Raw genomic sequence first — 20,010 nt, forward strand, 5'->3', positions numbered from 1 at the left:
TAGGATTTTACCGATTCTTTCTAAGTATTCATGAAAAAATATGCCATCATCGTAGCGGGCGGAAGTGGAAGCCGAATGAGGAGTAATTTGCCCAAGCAATTTATTGAAATTGGCGGATTACCCGTTTTGATGCACACTTTAATCCGTTTTAAAGAAGCCTTTGCCGACATTGATTTAATTTTAGTATTACCAGAAAGTCAATTTGATTTTTGGGAAGAATTATGTCAAAAGCATCATTTTACTGTAGCACATCAATTAGTAAAAGGTGGAAACTCAAGATTTCAATCCGGGAAAAATGGATTGTCTGTCATTGAAACAGATGGAATTGTGGCAGTTCATGATGGCGTCCGCCCATTTGTAAGTACAGATATTATTCGTGAAAGTTTTGAAGTAGCACAAGTAAAAGGAACGGCTGTGGTAAGTGTGGCATCTAAAGATTCAGTACGAGTAAACGGACAAGCAATTGACCGTCAAACAGTTCGTTTGATTCAAACACCACAAACATTTCAGGTTTCAATCATTAAAAAGGCATTTGAGACGGAAGAATTAAGTACTTTTACCGACGATGCTAGTGTGGTAGAATTTGCAGGTTTTGATATTAATCTGATTGAAGGTTCCTATGAAAATATTAAAATTACCACTCCAGAAGATTTAGAATGGGCAGAAATTATTTTGAAGCGAAATGCTTAAACGCTTAACAACCAAAGAATATATCGACGGCATTTTGGCAGCGAACAGAATGATTCTCAGCAGAGCAATCACGCTGACAGAAAGCAATTTGCCCGCTGATAAAATATTGGCTCGTGAAGTGCTAAATGCAGTTTTACCCAAAACTGGAAATTCAATTAGAATTGGTATTACTGGTGTGCCTGGCGTTGGCAAAAGTACTTTTATCGAAGCTTTTGGTCAATTTTTAACTAAACAAGGGAAAAAAGTTGCCGTTTTGGCCATCGACCCAAGCTCACAAATTAGTAAAGGAAGTATTCTTGGTGATAAAACCAGAATGGAAAAACTGGTCAACGAGCCACTGGCTTATATTCGCCCTTCGCCAACAAGTGGAGGTTTGGGCGGAGTAGCCAATAAAACTCGTGAAGCCATGTTACTTTGTGAAGCCGCAGGTTTTGAAGTAATTATTATTGAAACAGTTGGTGTTGGTCAGTCGGAAACACTGGTTCATGGTATGGTCGATTTCTTTTTATTATTAATGTTGGCCGGTGCAGGAGATGAATTGCAAGGCATCAAAAAAGGAATTATGGAAATGGCTGATTTGATTGCCATTACCAAAACAGATTCAGGGAATGAATTACAAGTAGATTTGGCAAAAGTAGCTTATCAAAGTGCTTTACATTTATTTCCGCCCAATCAAACAGGTTGGTATCCAGAAGTACTTACTTGCTCGGCACTTACCGAAAAAGGTATTAATGAAATTTGGCAATCCATCGAAAAACATCGTTTACTTTTTACTGAAAATGGATTTTTTCAACAGAAACGTAGCGAGCAAAATCTTGCTTGGATGTATGATTTTATCAAACAATCCTTAGAAGAAAAATTTTATCAACATCCCAGTGTGAGCCTTCATCTCAAAAATATTCAGCAAGAAGTAAGTGAAGGTAAAAAGTTGCCCATCAATGCTGCCATTGAAATGTTGAATCTATTTTATCAAACATAAAAAATGAAAAACTTTTGGCATAATTTAGCCCTTTCAATTCTTAAATATCGACTTTCTTATTTATCAGCTGTTATTGCTCTTGCAATTTTTATGACGATAATGGCTGCTAAAACACAAGTTTCTAGCGAATTACCCAAAATCCTTCCTAAGTCGGACGAGCGTTTTCAGTTGTATGAATCTTTCAAAAAGAGATTTGGTGAAGATGGCTCTGTAATGGTAATTGGTGTTGAAACGAATAAAATGTTTCAACTGGCTTTTTTCCAACAGTGGCAAGATTTAGCGACAGAAATCAAAGCAGTAAAGGGAATAAAAACAGTAGTTTTTGCGGGCAATATTCCAAGAGTTGAAAAAGATGATTCTTTAAAACGCTTTATCACGAAAAATCTTATTACTCAAAGAGCGACGTCACAAATTGAAGTAGATTCTGTCAAAACGAAATTAGATAAATTGCCATTTTACAAAGGATTTATCATTAACGAAGCAGGGAATGTGCATTTGATGATGATTACTTTTGACCAAAGTGCCATCAATGATAAAAGTAGGGTAGAAGCTGTAAAAAAGATAAAAGTAATCGCTCAACATTTTGAAGAAAAAGAAAAAACCGAGTTGCATCTTTCTGGAATGCCTTTTATTCGGACAGAAATGACGGCTCAGATTACCAATGAATTAGGCATTTTTCTAATCTTAGCCATTGTTGTTACTTCATTGATTTTATTGGTGTTTTTCAAAAACATCAAAGTGATGTTGGTAGCGTTGGCGGTTGTGTTGATTGGCATTGTTTCAGCTTTGGGCATTATTGTACTTTTCGGTTTTAAGATTTCGATTATTTCAGGATTAATTCCGCCTTTGGTGGTAGTGATTGGTGTACCCAATGCCATTTTTATCGTCAATAAATATCACGAAGAATACGCTTTACATGGCGACCAGCAATTAGCTCTAAAAGTAACTATCGAAAAAATTGGTCAGACCTTAGTCCTTTCTAATCTTACTACTTCAATTGGTTTTGGCGTTTTTGCTTTTACAGGAAGTATATTTTTAATGGAATTTGGCATCGTTGCCGCCATCAATGTTATGTTGACTTATGCGGTTTCTTTGATTTTGATTCCGATTATGTTTAGCTATTTAGCGCCGCCATCAAGTAAACATACTGCTCGTTTAGAATCTGGTAGAATTGCAAAAATATTAGTGGCAGTTGACCGCTGGGTGAATAATCGTAGAACGGTTATTTATTTAGTCATACTAAGTATTATTGGTGTTTCGGTTTACGGAACTACTAAAATAAAATCAATCGGATTTATCGTTGATGATTTAACGAAAGACAATCCGATTTATACAGATTTAAAATTTATTGAGAAGAACTTCAAAGGAATTATGCCTTTTGAAGTTGCTATTGATACTTATGAAGCCGGAAGAGTAATGAATTCACCTGAACTTTTTACCAAAATAAAAAGAATGGAAAAGGAATTTGCCAAGTATCCAGAATTTACAAAGCCTGTTTCATTGGTGACAGCCGCTAAATTTATTTATCAAGCTTACCGTGGTGGAGATCCAAAATACTTTGTTTTGCCGGGTATCGACGAACTTTCTAAATTGAAAGATTACAATTCAAGTCTTTCTGGAAAACAGAATTTAGCTAAAGGATTTATTGATTCTACTAAACGCTATACTCGTGTTAGTTTTCAAATTGCCGATTGTGGAACAGTTCGTACCAATGAAATTATTAAAGAATTACAACCGAAAATTGATACGATTTTCAACTATAATGCTGAAACAAATGAGTTTTATAAGAAAGGCGATAAACGTGGTTATGATGCTGAAATTACTGGAAACAGCGTAATTTATGCTTGGCAAAATGATTACTTACAAGGCAATTTGGTAGAAAGTACGCTACAAGCTATTTTCTTGATTTGTATCATTATGGCATTGCTGTTCCGTTCTTGGAAAATGGTCTTTATCTCTACTTTACCAAGTTTAATTCCTCTTTTAATTACAGCTGGTTTAATGGGTTTCTTTGATATTCATTTGAAATACTCTACCATTTTGATTTTTTCAATCGCTTTCGGAATTTCATCAGATGGTACTATTTACTTTTTGACTCGCTATAAAGACGAATTATTGAATAAAAACAGAACTGTTAAAGAAGCCATTACAGAAACCATTTTGAATACTGGAGTTTCGATGTTTTATACGGCAATCGTCTTGTTTACAGGCTTTTTCATCTTTACAGCCTCAACTTTTAAAGGAACACAATCTTTAGGGATATTAATTTCTATCACATTGTTGATGGCGATGATTTGCAATTTGGTATTACTTCCAGCTTTCTTGATGACGCTCAATAAGCGTGAAAGTAAAAAGCTTCTTCAATAATGAAGAGTTATTAAATATGAATTATGAGATTTTAATTTGGTTAGTGGCTAAAGCTTAATGCTTGTAGCTACTAATTATCTTTGCGAATGGAAAAACAACCTTCAATATATACTACTCAGTTTTGGTTACTTTGTCTCAGTAATTTTCTTTTTTCTGCTAGTTTTCAAATGATGATTCCAGAATTGCCCGATTATTTGGGCTCGATGGGAGGAAAGGAATACATTGGTTACATCATTGCTTTATTTACACTTACCGCAGGTTTTGCTCGTCCTTTTTCTGGAAAATTGACTGACACTATCGGTAGAGTACCCGTTATGGCGTTTGGTTCAATCGTTTGTTTTGTTTGCGGCGGTTTGTATCCTTTTGTGCATACAATTGCAGGTTTTTTGTTACTTCGATTTTTACATGGCTTTTCTACAGGTACCAAACCGACGGCAACTTCGGCTTATGTTGCCGATATTATTCCTGAAGATAGAAGAGGAGAAGCACAAGGAATGCTAGGGATTTTTACAGCAACGGGAATGTCAATCGGACCAAGTATTGGAAGTTATTTAACCGATTGGACGTCTATCAATGTGATGTTTTTTACTTCTTCGGCTTTCGCATTGCTATCAATTTTAATATTGCTCAATATGCGAGAAACACTTCCTACAACTCAGAAAGAAGCTTTTTCGCTTAAATTATTTAAAATTGGTTGGAAAGATGTTTTTGAACCTAGAGTAATTCCCGCTTTTACGGTCATGCTTTTGGTATCTTTTTCTTCAGGTGTATTACTGACACTTGTGCCAGACCAAACCAAATTATTAGGCATTACCAACAAAGGACTTTTCTTTACAATTTATACAATTTCTTCGCTGACGGTCAGATTGTTTTTTGCAAAATCATCGGATAAATATGGGCGAATTCCAATTTTAATGATTTCATCAGCCATTTTGGTATTTTCAATGGTACTTTGCGCTTTGACTAGCTCTTTTTGGGTATTTATGTTAGCGTCAATCTTGTTTGGGTTCTCATGGGGATTCAATACGCCAACATTAATGGCTTGGACTGTAGATTTATCAGACGAACTTTATAGAGGAAGAGCAGTCGCCACAACGTATATTGCGTTGGAGGCAGGCATTGGTTTAGGTGCATTATTTGCAGGACAAATTTATCAAGGGAAAGTAGAGAATATTATTATCCCATATTTTCTTGCTGCTTTTTTTGCATTTACTTCTTTGGTATATTTATTTTTCAAACAAAAAAGAGGAGTTGTTTTACTTGAATCTTAGTATTCAAAGAATCAATTTTTTCATAAATATTCAATCAATCATCATGGTTTTTGAACAGTATCTCGAACAAAAAAATATAGATTCAGAAAAATTTCTTTGGGATAATCCAGAGGAATTTCAAGACCTTAAAGTGATTTTTAATCAGGTAAATCCTGAGAGTTTTACAGCGCAAAAGAAGTTTTTAATTAACAAACTTCGTCGAAAATATCAGTTGAAAACCTTTTGACGAGGTATTTTTTTTATCTTAAAGAAGTAACGAGCACTTTTAACTGCAAAACAATAATTATAATTATTTTTAGTATATTTATAATTATTAAAATAAAACGGTAGCATTCTACTTGTTGAAATTCCTTTCTTTTAAACTTTGCCAAGACAAAAATCTAAATCATTGTACTTTTTTAAGAAGAAAAATTCATGTCATCTGTAAAAAACTTAGAAACATTATTTCCAACCGAAGCTCAGATTCCAGCGGAATATAACCTCACTGAGCCGATTGAGCAAAGAGAGTATTTAGTAAACGGTGAGATGCGCCAATGGGCTGGAAAAACCCAAGACGTTTGGTCTCCGATTTATGTTCAAACATCAAGCGGTTTAGAACAAAAAAGAATCGGTTCGTACCCTATCACCAATCCAGAAGATGCGATGGAGATTTTGGATGCTGCCGTAAAAGCTTTCGACCACGGTCGTGGCGAATGGCCTTCAATGTCGGTAGCTCATCGTATTGAATGCGTTGAGAAATTCACGCAGCAAATGATTACGAAACGTGATGAAGTTGTGAAATTATTGATGTGGGAAATCGGTAAATCTTTAGGTGATTCACAAAAAGAATTCGACCGTACCGTTCAATACATTTATGATACAATTGGTGCTTTGAAAGACATCGACCGTAATTCTTCAAGATTTATGATTGAAGAAGGAATTATCGGTCAGGTTCGTCGTTCGCCACTAGGCATTGTTTTGTGTATGGGACCATTCAATTACCCTTTGAATGAAACATTTACGACTTTAATTCCTGCGTTGATTATGGGAAATATCGTGATGTTCAAGCCACCAAAACATGGTACTTTATTGCATTATCCATTGTTAGAGGCTTTCCGTACTTCGTTCCCTGCTGGTGTAATTAACACGATTTATGGTCGTGGAAATTCAGTAGTTCCGCAATTGATGGAGTCAGGTAGAATTGATGCTTTGACTTTGATTGGTTCGTCGAAAGTAGCGGATAAATTGAAAAAAATGCACCCGAAAGTAAACCGTTTGAGAGCAATTTTAGGACTAGATGCTAAAAATGCAGCCATCGTTACTGAAAGTGCAGATTTAGAATTAGCCGTGAAAGAATGTATGTTAGGTTCATTGTCGTTCAACGGTCAGCGTTGTACAGCTTTGAAAATGATGTGGGTTCACGAATCGTTAGTTGATGCTTTCAACAAGCGTATGTCTGAAGAAATTGGTAAGTTGAAATTGGGTATGATGTGGGAAAAAGGAGTAAACATTACGCCACTTCCTGAACCAAACAAACCAGCATATTTAAAAGAATTGATTGAAGATGCCATTGCACACGGTGCTAAAGTAGTCAACGAAGGTGGTGGAGAATCGTTCAAATCAATTGTTTACCCAGCATTGGTATATCCTGTGAATAGAGAAATGAAAGTATGGCATGAAGAGCAATTTGGGCCATTAGTTCCAGTTGTAGCATTCAGCGATATTCAAGAGCCAATCAATTACTTAATTGAATCATCTCATGGACAACAAGTATCTATTTTCAGTAAAGATGTTCACCAAATTTCTGAATTAATGGATGTTGCAGTTCATCAAGTTTCTCGTGTAAATATTAACTCACAATGTCAACGTGGACCAGACGGTTTCCCTTTCACTGGTCGTAAAGATTCGGCAGAAGGAACACTCTCAGTAACAGCGGCATTGCGTTCGTTCTCAATCAGAACAGTAGTGGCTACTAAAGAAACTGCCGAGAACAAAGCCATCGTTAACCAAATTGTAGAAAACCAAGAATCAACATTCCTTTCTACTCGCTTTATTTGGTAGTTGATAGCTTTAAGTCTTGAGTGATGAGCTTTGAGATTTTTCTATAAATAAAAACCTGCAAGGATTTATTTTCTTGCAGGTTTTTTATTTTTTGAATAAGATTTTAATGCTTTGTTATCGTTTTTACAATAGCGATAAATTGAGAAGTATTTACCATCGAATCAAAGCAGAGCCCCAAGTAAATCCGCTACCAAAAGCGGCTAAACAGACTAAATCTCCGTCTTTTATTCTTCCGGTTTCCCATGCTTCGCAAAGTGCTATTGGAATTGAAGCTGCGGTTGTATTGCCATACTTTTGAATATTGTTCATGACTTTTTCTTCTGGTAATCCCATTTGTTGGCGAACATATTCTGAGATTCGCAAGTTAGCTTGATGAGGTACTAATAAATCTATATCCTCTGCTTGTAAACCATTTTTATCTAAAGCTTCACGAATTACTTCTGGAAAACGTACTACGGCATGTTTAAAAACAGCATTTCCATTCATAATTACATCTCCGCTTGTTTTGTCATTAACTAAATTATCATAAAATCTACCAGCACTGCTACTACTGCTTGGCTCTTTTACGTAAAGATCTTCTGCGTATCTGCCATCTGCGTGTAAATGTGTTGAAAGTATTCTGTGGTTTTTATCTTCCGTTGCTTGAACGACCACAGCGCCAGCTCCATCTCCAAAAATTACAGCAACGCCTCGCCCTTCATTACTTGGATTGAGGAAAGTCGATTGTATTTCAGCACCAACTACTAAAATGTTTTTATACATTCCAGAACGAATAAATTGGTCTGCTGTGGATAAAGCATAAATAAATCCAGAACATTGGTCTCGAATATCAAGTACTCCAGCATTTTGAATCCCTAAATTTCTTTGCATCACAAAGCCTGGTCCTGGGAAGTAATAATCAGGAGTAATGGTGGCATAAACAATAAAGTCGATGTCTTCTGCACTAATTCCAGCTCTTTCAATCGCTATTTTGGCAGCTTCGGTAGCCATTGAAGCATTGGTGTCTTTACCCAAAGTAAAGTATCTTCTCTCTTTGATACCCGTTCGTTCAGTTATCCAAGCATCCGAAGTATCCATTAATGTTTCTAAATGTTGATTGCTGATGATGTTTTCAGGTACGTAATGTCCGATACCTGCAATTCTTGAGTAAAGCATAATTGAATGTTTAAATACGGGTCAAAATTATGAATATTCGTGAAAATATTATATTATATTAATAAAATAAAGAGGTGGAGCTTGCTAAGATGATTTTGGAGCTTGTTGAAAATTGATTGAAATGCCACTATTTTTTGTTCATCATTGACTAATTTTTATTGAGATACCACCATTTTTTGTTCATGCTTGACTAATTTTTACTGAGATGTCACTACTTTTTGTTCATGCTTGACTAATTTTTAATGATATGTCACCATTTTTTATTCATGCTTTACTAGTTTTTATTGATGTGCCACCATTTTTTGTTCATGCTTGACCATTTTTTATTGATGTGCCACTATTTTTTGTTCATGCTTGACTAATTTTTATTGAGATGCCATCATTTTTTGTTTATGCTTGACCAGTTTTCATTAATATGCCACTATTTTTGTTCATGCTTGACCAGTTTTTAATTGGATGTGACTGATATTTTTTATTCGAAAAAGTGATAAAGATTGCAATAATCAAATTTATTGACTTGTCTCTTTATTAGAAGTAGAAGCGACTTTTATGAAATGACTTGTAGCGCAAAAAAAAAGTGTCATCTAAGCTTTGCTTAAATGACACTCCTTTATAAATCGTAATGATTTCTAAACCGAAAAGCTTTCGCCACATCCACAAGTACGTGTAGCATTTGGATTTTTGAATTGAAAGCCTTTTCCATTTAAACCGTCTGAAAAATCAAGTTCAGTACCAGCTAAATATAGAATTGATTTTTTGTCAACCATAATCTTTACGCCTTTGTCTTCAAAAACCATGTCAGTTGCTTGTGGTTGAGAAGCAAAATCAAGATTATACATCAAGCCCGAACATCCTCCTCCTTCAACGGCTACTCTAACATTAAAGTCGCTAGTAAGTCCTTCTTTTTGACGTAGTTCTATGATTTTATTGGCTGCTATTTCTGTGATCGTTACCATATCGTTATTAAAATTTATATCCTGTTGTTGTTTTTCAAACGACAAAGTTAATCTGAAAGTTCATTGAAAACATTCTTGTGGAATTCAATTTGAAATTATTTCAGCGGTAAATGTACTTCTGCCATCATACAACGAGCAGAACCGCCACCATTTCCTTCTATCATCGAAAGGTCGAAATGATGAATTGTGCAGTAATCTTCAAGAATTTTTATTTGTGAAGAAGTTAATGAATAATAGGCTGCATTAGACATCACTAACATTTTATCACCTTTTTCGCTTCTTACTTCTAGCATGTTGCCAGCGAATTGATTCATTTGTGCCTGTGTAATTTCAACAATTCTTTTACCATTTGATTCTAAAGAATTTCTCAATTGCAAGCGTTCATCTAAATCTGGAACGGCTTCTAAGCAAACTACAGAAAACATATCGCCAACACACATCAATACATTGGTGTGGTAAATTTGCTTGCCATTTTCATCTACTGCTTCAAAAGCTACTATTTGATAATTCGTTTGCAAAGCAAATTCAGCCAATACTTCTTGATGCGTTCTTGGTGAAATACAAGCGTAGGCAATTTTATTTTTTCGGTCTAACACCATTGAACCTGTACCTTCTAAGAATTTATCTTCTTGTTCAAAAGACGACAAATCAATGACTTTATTGACATAAAATTTCTCTTGAAGGCTATCTACAATATCTTCTCTACGTTCCAATCGTCTATTTTCTGCTTGCATTGGATACAGCATTACTGTGCCATCGTTATGAAACGAAATCCAGTTGTTCGGAAAAATAGAATCAGGAGTATGTGGGTTTGGCGTATCCTCAATAACGATAATATCAACGCCCGCTTTGCGGAGTTGAGCCACCATTTCATCAAATTCCTTTAAAGCAATTTCTTGTGAACTAGCTTGCGTTTCTTTACCAAAAGCTTGATTTTGAAAAGCATTCGAAGTAGCAGTTTGTTCATTGAAACCAAAACGAACTGGACGAATCATTAAAATATGAGCAGTAGTTTGATTTTGCATGGCTTTTGAAATTGTTAATTAAATGCTTGTTTTGATTATAATTCACTTCTTAAAATGGGCATCGACATACAGTGCGAGCCACCTCTTGCTCTTGAAAGTTCAGCCGAAGGAAGCATAATAAAAGTATTTTGAATGGTTTCAGGCGAACGTTTTCCTGATTCAAAATCATTTAATAAATCCTCCATCTTAATGGTTTCAAATCCTACTTCTTTGAAAGCCTCAAGTGTTTTATCATTTCTGTCATAACCGATAACCACACCTTCTTTCACTGCCAATAAATTACAAGAATCTGTCCATTGTTCTCTGGCTCCATAAGGAAATTCATTATTTCCTGAATAAATAAACTTCACATCCAATGGTTGACAACCGAGGTCGTAAATAGAAATTTCGGTTAATAATTCTTCCAAACTTGCAATTTCACGAGGTTCATGTGCTTGTCCACGTCGAAACTGAACAATATGTACTTGTTCCGCTTTTTTAGAAGGAAGTAAACCCGCTTTGATTAATACTTCATCTTCAGCTTTTAATTGTGGTTTAGCCAAAGAACCCAGCAAGACCCAAACATTGCGTTTTACTTGCGTGAAAACCGTATCAATGTGCATATAATCACGTTTGTTCGGAATTTTTACCAAAGTAATTTTGTCCACAATTTTCTTTTCAAACAAAATTTTAATCACTTGTTTTGCCGCATTTACGGTTGTTCTTTCAGAAATACCAATCAGTAAATGGTTTTTAGCGACCATCATTACATCGCCACCTTCTAATGTAGTTTGTGCTTCGTTGGCTTCGTATTCTGGTAACAAGAAAAGCGTTTCATTATCTGGAATTTCAATTAAATTTTTACGAACCGCATCAAAAATCGGGTGATTAAAGAAAATATATTGTACCAATAAAGCTTCACGAGTACGTGCCTGTTTCTTCGGACGATTCAGCAAAATATGGTCGTTGATGGTAATGCCAATATCACGAGTAAAAATAAAATTTGGAATAGGAGGGAAAAGCATTTCGCCAGAAGGAGTACTTCCTGAAATCAACGTTTTTGCTAATTCGATAGGTGGAAGATTGAACAATTCATCATGGGTAGAATACCATTCTTTTTCAATGGCACAAGCCGCCGCAACGAGTTTCATCCTCACTAAATCGTTTTCAAGAATATCAGAAAGTAATTTTTGAAGTTCAATAACTTTATCTGAATTAAAATATTCAGGATGGTCTGGCTTGAAAAAATTACGTTCATTATCGGCATTAATCGTTGCCAATTTCCCTTTTATCTTATCTGGGTCAAGGAAATAAAGTAATGTTTTTACGTAAAAATCATATTCTTGACGGCGCATTGTATCTAAATGAACGATGTCTTCAAAAAGCCAATCTTGTGCTTTTGAAGGAACAACTTTGCCTAAACCACTATCGGGACTATGAATGAGCAATCGCCTAAGCGTGCCTACTTCTGAAGAAACTTGGATGAGATTTTCCATAAAAATGATTGATGAAATCTGATTTCTCGCAAGTACTCATAATTTTTTAGCATTGTCAAGCCTGTTTTGAAAGGTAATTTTGAAAACATTGCCTATTGAATTTAAACTATGTTTTCGAGTAATAATTTTTTGAGAAAATAATTTTGCCCCACAAATTTTTAATTGATTTGACTTTAATCCAGATATTTTATTCTTAACAAAGCCCTAAAAATATAGTAATGACCAAACTTTTTTCATTTACTTAGAGTTGTTCTAAATAAAGTATAGTATTTAAAAAATACAATATTTAATTTTGTATCATGATTGGGAAGTTTACAATTGAGTAATCATTTTGAAATACATCAATAGGTAAATGTTAATCTCCATCAATCAAGGTTTAGAAATTAATAGATAAAATGCTCAAAATAGACAATTTACAGGCGAAGATTGGGGAGAAGCAAATCCTCAGAGGAATTAATCTTGAAGTTAAGGCGGGTGAAGTACACGCAATCATGGGACCAAACGGTTCTGGGAAAAGTACTCTAGCTTCTGTATTAGCTGGACGTGAAGACTATGAAGTAACTGGTGGAAGCGTAGATTTTAACGGAACAGATTTATTAGAATTAGCTGCTGAAGAACGTGCTGCTGAAGGTATTTTCTTAGCGTTTCAATATCCAGTTGAAATTCCAGGAGTTTCAACAACCAACTTTTTGAAAACTGCTGTTAACGAAATTCGTAAATATCGTGGCGAAGAGCCAATGGATGCTGTTCAGTTCTTGAAAATGTTCAAACAGAAAATGGCTTATGTGAACATCGACCAATCTCTTTTGAACCGTGCTTTGAACGAAGGTTTTTCGGGTGGTGAGAAAAAGAAAAACGAGATTTTCCAAATGGCGGTACTTGAACCTAAATTAGCCATTTTAGATGAAACGGATTCAGGACTTGATATTGATGCACTTCGTATTGTAGCTGAAGGCGTAAATAAATTGAAATCTCCTGATAATGCTGTGATTGTGGTTACTCACTATCAACGTTTATTGGATTATATCGTACCTGATTTTGTTCACGTTTTATACAAAGGACGTATCGTAAAATCTGGCACGAAAGAATTAGCCTTAGAATTAGAAGAAAGAGGTTACGACTGGATTAAAGCAGAAGTAGATGCTGAAGAATTGGGCGAAACAATCGCTTAATTCAATTTAGAGTTTTATTGTGTATTGGTCATTCTGATAACACAGCAATATCAATTATTAACATGGATAATAAAGATTCATTAAAGGCTCAATTAATTTCAGATTTTCAAACGATTGAAGGACGTATGAATGGTGCAGCAAAATCTGCTGTTCACCAAGTGCGTCAAGAAGCGTTGAAAACATTCGAAACTTTGGGCTTTCCGACGATAAAACACGAGGAGTGGAAGTATTCTAATGTCAAAAACTTGGTTAATCAAGCTTTTGAATTTAATGCAGCTTCTGATTTTTCAGCACAAGACGTAGCGGAATCGTCAATTCCAAACCTTGAAGGAAATATCCTTTACTTTGTGAATGGCGTTTACAATGCAGAACTTTCTTCTATTGTAAGTCCAGCTTCAGAACTTCAAATTTTAACTTTTTCTGATGCTATCAAGCAAGAACCAGCTTTAGTTGAGAAGTATTTTAATCAATATGCTGATTCAAAAAACAATGCTTTTACTGCATTAAATACTGCATTCGCACATAATGGAATTTTTGTTCACGTACCAGCGAATAAAGTAGTTACTCAGCCAGTTATTTTAAGATTCATTGCTGATGCTCGTAAAGTAAATGTAGCATCTCAGCCAAGAAACTTAATTGTAGTTGGAAAACGTTCAGAAGTACAAATTGCAGAGGCTTTCCGTTCTTTAGGAGAAAACGCTTCATTTACCAATGCAGTAACGGAATTCTTTATCGAAGAAGAAGCAAATGTACATTATTACAAAGTTCAGAACGAATCAGACAAAGCTTATCATATTGGTACAACATCGGTGCTACAAGCTGGGAAATCAGTTTTTACAGCCAATACTGTAACCGCTAATGGAGGTTTTGTACGTAATAACCTCAATATTAAAATTGATGGCGAGTACGCAGAAGCGAATATGTTTGGCTTATATATTCCAAACAAAAAACAGCATATTGATAACCATACTGCTGTTGACCACGCCAAGCCAAATTCAGAATCTAACGAATTATATAAAGGTATTTTGAAAGATAATTCTGTTGGAGTATTCAACGGTAAAATCTTTGTTCGTGAAGATGCTCAGAAAACAAACGCTTTTCAATCTTGTAAAAACGTATTGATGTCTGAAAATGCTTCTATGAATACCAAACCACAATTGGAAATTTGGGCAGATGATGTTAAGTGTTCGCACGGTACAACTACTGGACAATTGAACGAAGATGCTTTGTTTTATATGCAAGCTCGTGGTATTTCAAAAGAATCAGCAAGAGCATTATTGATGTTGGCCTTCGCACAAGAAGTAATTGACAAGATGAAAATTCCTGCGATTAAAGAATATTTACAGGAGTTAGTTGTTGATAAGATTTATCAGGGATAATTGCTCACAGTAAAAAAGCACCATTGAAACCATGATAACGACCGATATTTTAGACATACAAAAAATAAGAGCAGATTTTCCTATTCTTAATCAAGAAATCAATGGAAAAAAATTGGTCTATTTTGATAACGCTGCAACGACACAAAAACCGACTGCTGTTATCAATGCCATTGCTCATTATTATAATTTCGATAATGCCAATATTCACAGAGGGATTCACACATTAGCTGAAAGAGCTACTCGTGATTTTGAAGCTTCGAGAGAAGCCGTTCGTGAATTTTTGGGTGCATCTTCTATTGAAGAAATCATTTTTACTTCTGGTACAACACAAGGGATTAACTTGGTGGCAAGTACTTTTGGTAGAAAATTCATCAAGGAAGGAGATGAAATCATCGTGTCGGGAATGGAACACCATTCCAACATTGTGCCTTGGCAAATGCTTTGTGAAGAAAAAGGAATTACCTTAAAAGTAATTCCAGTAACTGAACAAGGTGAATTAGACATGGAAGCTTACGAAAACTTACTTTCTGAGAAAGTGAAGTTAGTGGCTGTAAACCATGTTTCAAATTCATTGGGTACGATTAACCCAGTAAAAGAAATCATAGCTTTAGCACATGAATATGGTGCCAAAGTATTGATTGATGGTGCTCAGGCAACTTCACATTTTAATATTGATGTGCAAGATTTAGATGCTGATTTCTATGCTTTTTCGGCTCATAAATTATATGGACCAACGGGTATGGGTGCTTTGTATGGCAAAAAAGAGCTTTTGAATGCCATGCCTCCGTATATGGGTGGTGGTGAAATGATTAAGGATGTTACTTTCGAGAAAACTACTTATAATGAATTGCCATACAAGTTTGAAGCAGGTACGCCAAATATTGCAGATGTTGTAGCGTTAAAAACAGCTTTAGAGTATGCGAATGCACTTGGAAGAGAGAATATCGCAGCCCATGAAGATATGCTTTTGAGCTATGCTACTGAACAATTATCTGAAATTGAAGGACTAAGAATTATTGGTCAAGCAAAGAAAAAAGTATCAGTATTGAGTTTCGTAATTGATGGAATTCATCATCAAGATATTGGAGTTTTGCTTGATAATCAAGGAATTGCTGTAAGAACGGGACATCACTGTACGCAGCCTTTGATGCAAAGATTTAATTTACTTGGAACTTCAAGAGCTTCTTTTGCAGTTTATAACACAATTGAGGAAGTAGATAGATTAGTGGCGGGTATTCATCGAGTAAAGAAAATGTTATTGTAGTTTGAAAACAGTGTAATACTATTTTCAAAACTATTCAAAAGAATTTATGACTATCAACGAAACACAAGATGAAATCATTGATGAGTTTGCACTTTTTGACGATTGGGCAGATAAATATGAATACATCATTGATTTAGGTAAAAAATTAAAAGGCTTGCCAGAAGAGCAAAAAACTGAAGATAATATCATTAAGGGTTGTCAAAGTAGGGTTTGGCTGAATGCTCGTTTTGAAAATGGCAAACTACTTTTTGATGCAGATTCCGAAGCGATTATCGTAAAAGGTTTGGTGAATATGTTAATCAGAGTATTATCTGGACATACTCCCGATGAAATTACTGCTGCTGATTTGTATTTCATTGATAAAATTGGAATGACTTCACATTTGGCTCAAACTCGTTCTAATGGTTTGGCTTCGATGGTAAAGCAAATGAAAAATTATGCAATCGCTTACGGCTTGAAAGCTTAATTATTTACTAAATATAATCCTAGAAATTCATTATTATTGATAGAAATCATGTCGGAAGTTGAATTAAAAGAAGAAGTAATCAAAGCACTAAAAGGCGTATATGACCCAGAAATTCCTGTGGATGTGTATGAACTTGGCTTGATTTACGATATTAAAATTTTCCCTGTAAATAATGTTTACGTATTGATGACTTTAACTTCACCTTCATGCCCATCTGCTGAAGCAATTCCTGTTGAAGTTGAACAAAAAATACGTGAAATAGAAGGTGTAAGTGAAGTGAGTGTGGAATTAACTTTCGACCCACCTTATTCGCAAGACATGATGTCTGAGGCAGCCAAATTGGAACTCGGTTTTATGTAATTGTGTTTTTAATCAAGTTGTGCTTTAGCGTTTTTACGCTAGCTTTTTATTACAAGACAAAATCATATTTGAAGTGTTTCTTTGAAGAACAATTTTCAAATTGACTATTTTTCAAATTTTCAAACTTTATATCATGTACCCAGAACATTTAGTAGCTCCGATGCGTGCTGACATCGTAGAAGGAGGATTCAAAGAATTAAAATCAGCTTCAGAAGTTGATCAAGTATTAGCTGAAAAAGGAACAACTTTAGTGTTTATCAACTCTGTTTGTGGTTGTTCTGCTCGTACTGCTCGTCCAGGTGTGAAAGAAGCCGTTTGGAATTCTGCTAAAAAACCAGAACATTTAGTAACGGTTTTCGCTGGTGTTGACCAAGAGGCAACTCAAAAAGTTCGTGAATATCATTTGCCATATCCTCCGTCGTCGCCTTCAGTAGCATTGTTTAAAGACGGTGAATTGGTTCATTTTGTAGAGCGTCATCACATTGAAGGTCGTTCGGCAGAAATGATTGCTGGACACTTAGAAATGGTATTTGAAGAATTCTGTGCTTAGTCACAAATTTTTTCCATAAAAAAAGCGACTTTCAATTTAGGAAGTCGCTTTTTTTATGGGTATTACTATTGATTTGAAATATTATCAAAAACTATTAAATCTGTGGTTTAAATCTTTTGCTGTCCAAGTTTAAGAGCTTTGAACAACAAGAGTTTATCTGAAAATCTTACAATCTATCTTGATATATTTTAAAGTAATTACTTGCTGAATCACTCAGTTTTATTGTGGAATTTCAGTAATTCCATTTTTTTAATTGCTTTTTTCAATTTCATAAAAACATTTTAACAATATAAAAGAATAATTAATAGTGGTAAAGTACAATGTTGTTGTCGTAGAATCAAAATCCTAGGAAATCATATTTTGTTTTAATTCTTCAACACGTAAACTTTACTATTATGAAAAAAAATGTCGTTTTACTATTATGCCTTATTTTTACTGCTTGTCGTGAAAAAACTGTTGACCCTATTACACCTTCGCCAACACCTATTATACAGGAAACGAAAGAACAAGCAAAACTGAATTCGATAATTACGCCACTCAAGCAATCTGCCTTGGATTTAACAGACGACGAACTCAAAGTATTAGACGAATTAAAATCTGCCTCTATTATTGGTTTGGGGGAAGCTACGCATGGGACAAAAGAGTTTTTTGACATGAAACATCGCCTTTTCAAGTATTTTGTTGAACATTTTAATCATAAATACTTCGCTTTTGAAATGGATTATGCTGAATCGCTGATTTTTGATGAGTACGTACAAACCGGAAAAGGAGATATTGTACAACTCATGAAAGACAAAATGTACTTCTGGACTTGGAATACTGTAGAGGTAAAAAACCTTTTGGAATGGATGAAAAACTATAATCAAGGAAAAGCAGAAGCCAACAGAGTACATATTTTCGGTATTGATTGTCAGACTTTCAAGTACAATGTACCAGAATTTGTAAAGAGAATGAGACTCATTGACTTGTCTATAGGAAATAATGTGGATTTGCTATTAAAGCCTTTGTTGGATATTACGGGTGAGTACAAAGGTGGATATGGTAATAATGTTGTAGAAGTAGCCAGTTTGGTAAGTACAAACAAAGATTTAATTGTTTCAAAAAGTTCATTAAAAGAGTACCAAGTACTTGAGCATTTGGCAAATGTGGTTGTGCAAACAGAAGATTATCTAAAAATGTATTATACCAATTCAAGTTATATAAGTGGAAATGTGCGAGATAAATATATGGCTGATAATGTAGATTGGCTGAAAAATCAAACGCCTAATCCAATGAGTGTTTGGGCTCATAATTTACACGTTGCCAATGAAGGTAACAATATGGGTAAAAACATTAATCAGACATACCAAGAAAAGTACCGTACAATTGGCTTTTCTTTTGCAGAAGGTTCTGTTACAGCAGTAAATGTAAATCAAAAGAAATTGGCGTATAATGTTTTTGATTCGGATGTGAAGGAAAAATATATTAATCAACTTTTTTCACAAGCAAGCTCACCAAATTATATCGTAAAAATGGCTGATATGTTTGCTGACGAGTCGTTAAAAACTTATTTTATGAGTAAACCTTTTTTTCAGATTGGTGCAGGTTTTTATAGTCCGTTTGAACTCACCAATTTTACTACATTGAAAGCCTATAATTTTACTTACCTAATTCATCTCAATACTTCTACTCATAGTAGTAATTATTTACTTACACCATAAATATGAGTCATCCCGAATTTTAAAATCACAAAAAAAGCGGATAAAATTAGTTTTTTGACCGCTTTTTTGTGATTGATTGGCAATGAATTCCTACTGTTTGAGCGAAGCGAGGCGGTTCGCCGCTGCGGTTACTTTTTGTATCAAGACAAAAAGTAAGGACGAGAATAAATCCCAAAAACAGTGAAATCTTTTAAAACTTGCTTTTTCAAGAGAAAATTCGGGATGACTCATGTTTTTGATAAAATACTATTTTGTTGTATGAATAGTTCCAGTTTTGAACTGAAACCAATTGTGTCTTTTATTCTCTTTACAAACTGAGTTAATTTTATGTATAAGTGAAGGTTCGCTTGACAATGCACCAGTTGCAGGAATAGCCAAAGTACATCATTCTTGCAGTCAGAGACTGTATTTTATTATTGTTCCAAGTTTACAACTTGGAACAGCGAGGGAACAATCCCCAGTTCTCAAAAGTCCCAAAAATACCTATATTTTTCACCTATTTTGGCTAATTCAATGTTAAAATACAATAAATCAAGTAGGTCTAATCCAAATTGTCCATCACGAATTGTCACTTTAAAATCATCAGTCTTTATCGTTGTCATGCTCTCAACTTTATTTCTCCAAACTCGGAAACTGAACGAGTGATGATTCAAAATTTTAGTTTGTACTTTTCCAAATGGGTATTTGTAGATAATTGTCAAAGTGCAGTTTTGATTATTTATTTCGATATATTTTATCAAAGGTCCCCGAAGTGCGATTACAATATATAAATTAAGTAGTTGAATCGTTCCCCAAGTCATAAATGAAAGATATACTGTTATTAATAATGATACTTTACCTAACCAAAATGAAAGTCCTAAAACTAATAATGTCAATCCTACGAAATTATACCACTTTGAAAACCAGTATGAAAACCAAACTAAGGGGGAATCAGAATAATTCTCATTCTTGTATGTTTTTGTTTTAGTCATGTTTGGTTTTGTCAGATGGTTATCTCCCCGTTATTTTACTTGAATGTCTTTTTTGCGGTTGCCACCAACGTTAAAGCATTGGCGTTTCAGCCTTAGATTTCTATGACAAAAACAAGGGAAATTTATCGGAATTTTCATATTTTTCTTTTCTTTGGACGACCGAAATAACTCGATGCAAAAGTTTAGCTTT

At 34.7% G+C, this 20,010-nt stretch carries 19 protein-coding genes; 13 read left to right on the forward strand and 6 right to left on the reverse strand.

Features of this window, described 5'->3' with window-relative positions; genetic code table 11:
• The first annotated feature begins 30 nt into the window (after positions 1-30).
• The 6 genes from ABID42_RS20685 (at position 31) to ABID42_RS20710 (ending at position 7,347) form a co-directional block, all read left to right on the forward strand.
• A complete protein-coding gene (locus ABID42_RS20685) occupies positions 31-690 on the forward strand; it encodes a 2-C-methyl-D-erythritol 4-phosphate cytidylyltransferase (protein ID WP_367285284.1) in 660 nt (219 codons plus the stop codon).
• Entirely contained in the window at positions 683-1,669 is a 987-nt protein-coding gene (gene meaB, locus ABID42_RS20690; protein ID WP_367285285.1) for a methylmalonyl Co-A mutase-associated GTPase MeaB, read from the forward strand. Before ABID42_RS20685 ends, meaB begins: the two co-directional genes overlap by 8 nt.
• Before the next feature lie 3 nt (positions 1,670-1,672).
• Complete coding sequence (locus ABID42_RS20695) at positions 1,673-4,036, forward strand: efflux RND transporter permease subunit (RefSeq protein WP_367285286.1); 2,364 nt, start codon at positions 1,673-1,675, stop codon at positions 4,034-4,036.
• 86 nt (positions 4,037-4,122) lie between these two features.
• Positions 4,123-5,307: an MFS transporter gene (locus ABID42_RS20700; RefSeq protein WP_367285287.1), complete on the forward strand. Its 1,185-nt coding sequence runs from the start codon at positions 4,123-4,125 to the stop codon at positions 5,305-5,307.
• A gap of 43 nt (positions 5,308-5,350) precedes the next feature.
• Positions 5,351-5,533, forward strand: coding sequence for a hypothetical protein (locus ABID42_RS20705; RefSeq protein ID WP_367285288.1), 183 nt, complete (start codon positions 5,351-5,353; stop codon positions 5,531-5,533).
• 188 nt (positions 5,534-5,721) lie between these two features.
• Positions 5,722-7,347 (forward strand): NADP-dependent glyceraldehyde-3-phosphate dehydrogenase, encoded by a 1,626-nt coding sequence (locus ABID42_RS20710; protein WP_367285289.1) that lies wholly within the window; start codon positions 5,722-5,724, stop codon positions 7,345-7,347.
• 150 nt (positions 7,348-7,497) lie between these two features.
• Here the strand turns inward: ABID42_RS20710 and ABID42_RS20715 are convergent, their stop codons facing one another.
• From ABID42_RS20715 to ABID42_RS20730, 4 genes are all read right to left on the reverse strand, one after another.
• A complete protein-coding gene (locus tag ABID42_RS20715) occupies positions 7,498-8,502 on the reverse strand; it encodes a beta-ketoacyl-ACP synthase III (RefSeq protein WP_367285290.1) in 1,005 nt (334 codons plus the stop codon).
• Between the two features lie 629 nt (positions 8,503-9,131).
• Positions 9,132-9,458, reverse strand: a complete 327-nt coding sequence (locus ABID42_RS20720; RefSeq protein ID WP_323689013.1) for a HesB/IscA family protein — start codon at positions 9,456-9,458, stop codon at positions 9,132-9,134.
• A gap of 95 nt (positions 9,459-9,553) precedes the next feature.
• Positions 9,554-10,483, reverse strand: a complete 930-nt coding sequence (gene ctlX, locus ABID42_RS20725; protein ID WP_367285291.1) for a citrulline utilization hydrolase CtlX — start codon at positions 10,481-10,483, stop codon at positions 9,554-9,556.
• A gap of 35 nt (positions 10,484-10,518) precedes the next feature.
• The gene (locus ABID42_RS20730; protein WP_367285292.1) at positions 10,519-11,958 is read right to left on the reverse strand and encodes an arginine deiminase family protein; all 1,440 of its coding nucleotides are present in this window, start codon (positions 11,956-11,958) and stop codon (positions 10,519-10,521) included.
• A 395-nt stretch (positions 11,959-12,353) separates the two neighbouring features.
• On the opposite strand from ABID42_RS20730, the gene sufC reads away from it, so the two are divergent.
• The 7 genes from sufC to ABID42_RS20765 all read left to right on the forward strand — a co-directional run bounded on the left by sufC (position 12,354) and on the right by ABID42_RS20765 (position 18,849).
• Complete coding sequence (sufC, locus tag ABID42_RS20735) at positions 12,354-13,130, forward strand: Fe-S cluster assembly ATPase SufC (protein WP_184131087.1); 777 nt, start codon at positions 12,354-12,356, stop codon at positions 13,128-13,130.
• A gap of 62 nt (positions 13,131-13,192) precedes the next feature.
• Positions 13,193-14,509 (forward strand): Fe-S cluster assembly protein SufD, encoded by a 1,317-nt coding sequence (sufD, locus tag ABID42_RS20740; protein WP_367285293.1) that lies wholly within the window; start codon positions 13,193-13,195, stop codon positions 14,507-14,509.
• 31 nt (positions 14,510-14,540) lie between these two features.
• Positions 14,541-15,773 carry a cysteine desulfurase gene (locus ABID42_RS20745; protein ID WP_323689017.1) on the forward strand — a complete coding sequence of 411 codons (1,233 nt, stop codon included), beginning with the start codon at positions 14,541-14,543 and terminating at the stop codon, positions 15,771-15,773.
• A gap of 46 nt (positions 15,774-15,819) precedes the next feature.
• Positions 15,820-16,239, forward strand: a complete 420-nt coding sequence (locus ABID42_RS20750) for a SufE family protein (RefSeq protein WP_367285294.1) — start codon at positions 15,820-15,822, stop codon at positions 16,237-16,239.
• A gap of 48 nt (positions 16,240-16,287) precedes the next feature.
• Complete coding sequence (locus ABID42_RS20755) at positions 16,288-16,599, forward strand: SUF system Fe-S cluster assembly protein (RefSeq protein ID WP_323689019.1); 312 nt, start codon at positions 16,288-16,290, stop codon at positions 16,597-16,599.
• A 133-nt stretch (positions 16,600-16,732) separates the two neighbouring features.
• A complete protein-coding gene (locus ABID42_RS20760; RefSeq protein WP_323689020.1) occupies positions 16,733-17,149 on the forward strand; it encodes a BrxA/BrxB family bacilliredoxin in 417 nt (138 codons plus the stop codon).
• 395 nt (positions 17,150-17,544) lie between these two features.
• Positions 17,545-18,849, forward strand: coding sequence for an erythromycin esterase family protein (locus ABID42_RS20765; protein ID WP_367285295.1), 1,305 nt, complete (start codon positions 17,545-17,547; stop codon positions 18,847-18,849).
• A 90-nt stretch (positions 18,850-18,939) separates the two neighbouring features.
• On the opposite strand, the gene ABID42_RS20770 is transcribed toward ABID42_RS20765, so the two are convergent.
• Both ABID42_RS20770 and ABID42_RS20775 read right to left on the reverse strand, forming a co-directional pair.
• Positions 18,940-19,080 (reverse strand): hypothetical protein, encoded by a 141-nt coding sequence (locus tag ABID42_RS20770; protein WP_367285296.1) that lies wholly within the window; start codon positions 19,078-19,080, stop codon positions 18,940-18,942.
• Between the two features lie 233 nt (positions 19,081-19,313).
• The gene (locus ABID42_RS20775; protein ID WP_367285297.1) at positions 19,314-19,820 is read right to left on the reverse strand and encodes a hypothetical protein; all 507 of its coding nucleotides are present in this window, start codon (positions 19,818-19,820) and stop codon (positions 19,314-19,316) included.
• Between the last annotated feature and the right edge of the window lie 190 nt (positions 19,821-20,010).

The sequence above is a fragment of the Arcicella rosea genome, from assembly GCF_040543805.1.
Lineage (GTDB): Bacteria > Bacteroidota > Bacteroidia > Cytophagales > Spirosomataceae > Arcicella > Arcicella rosea.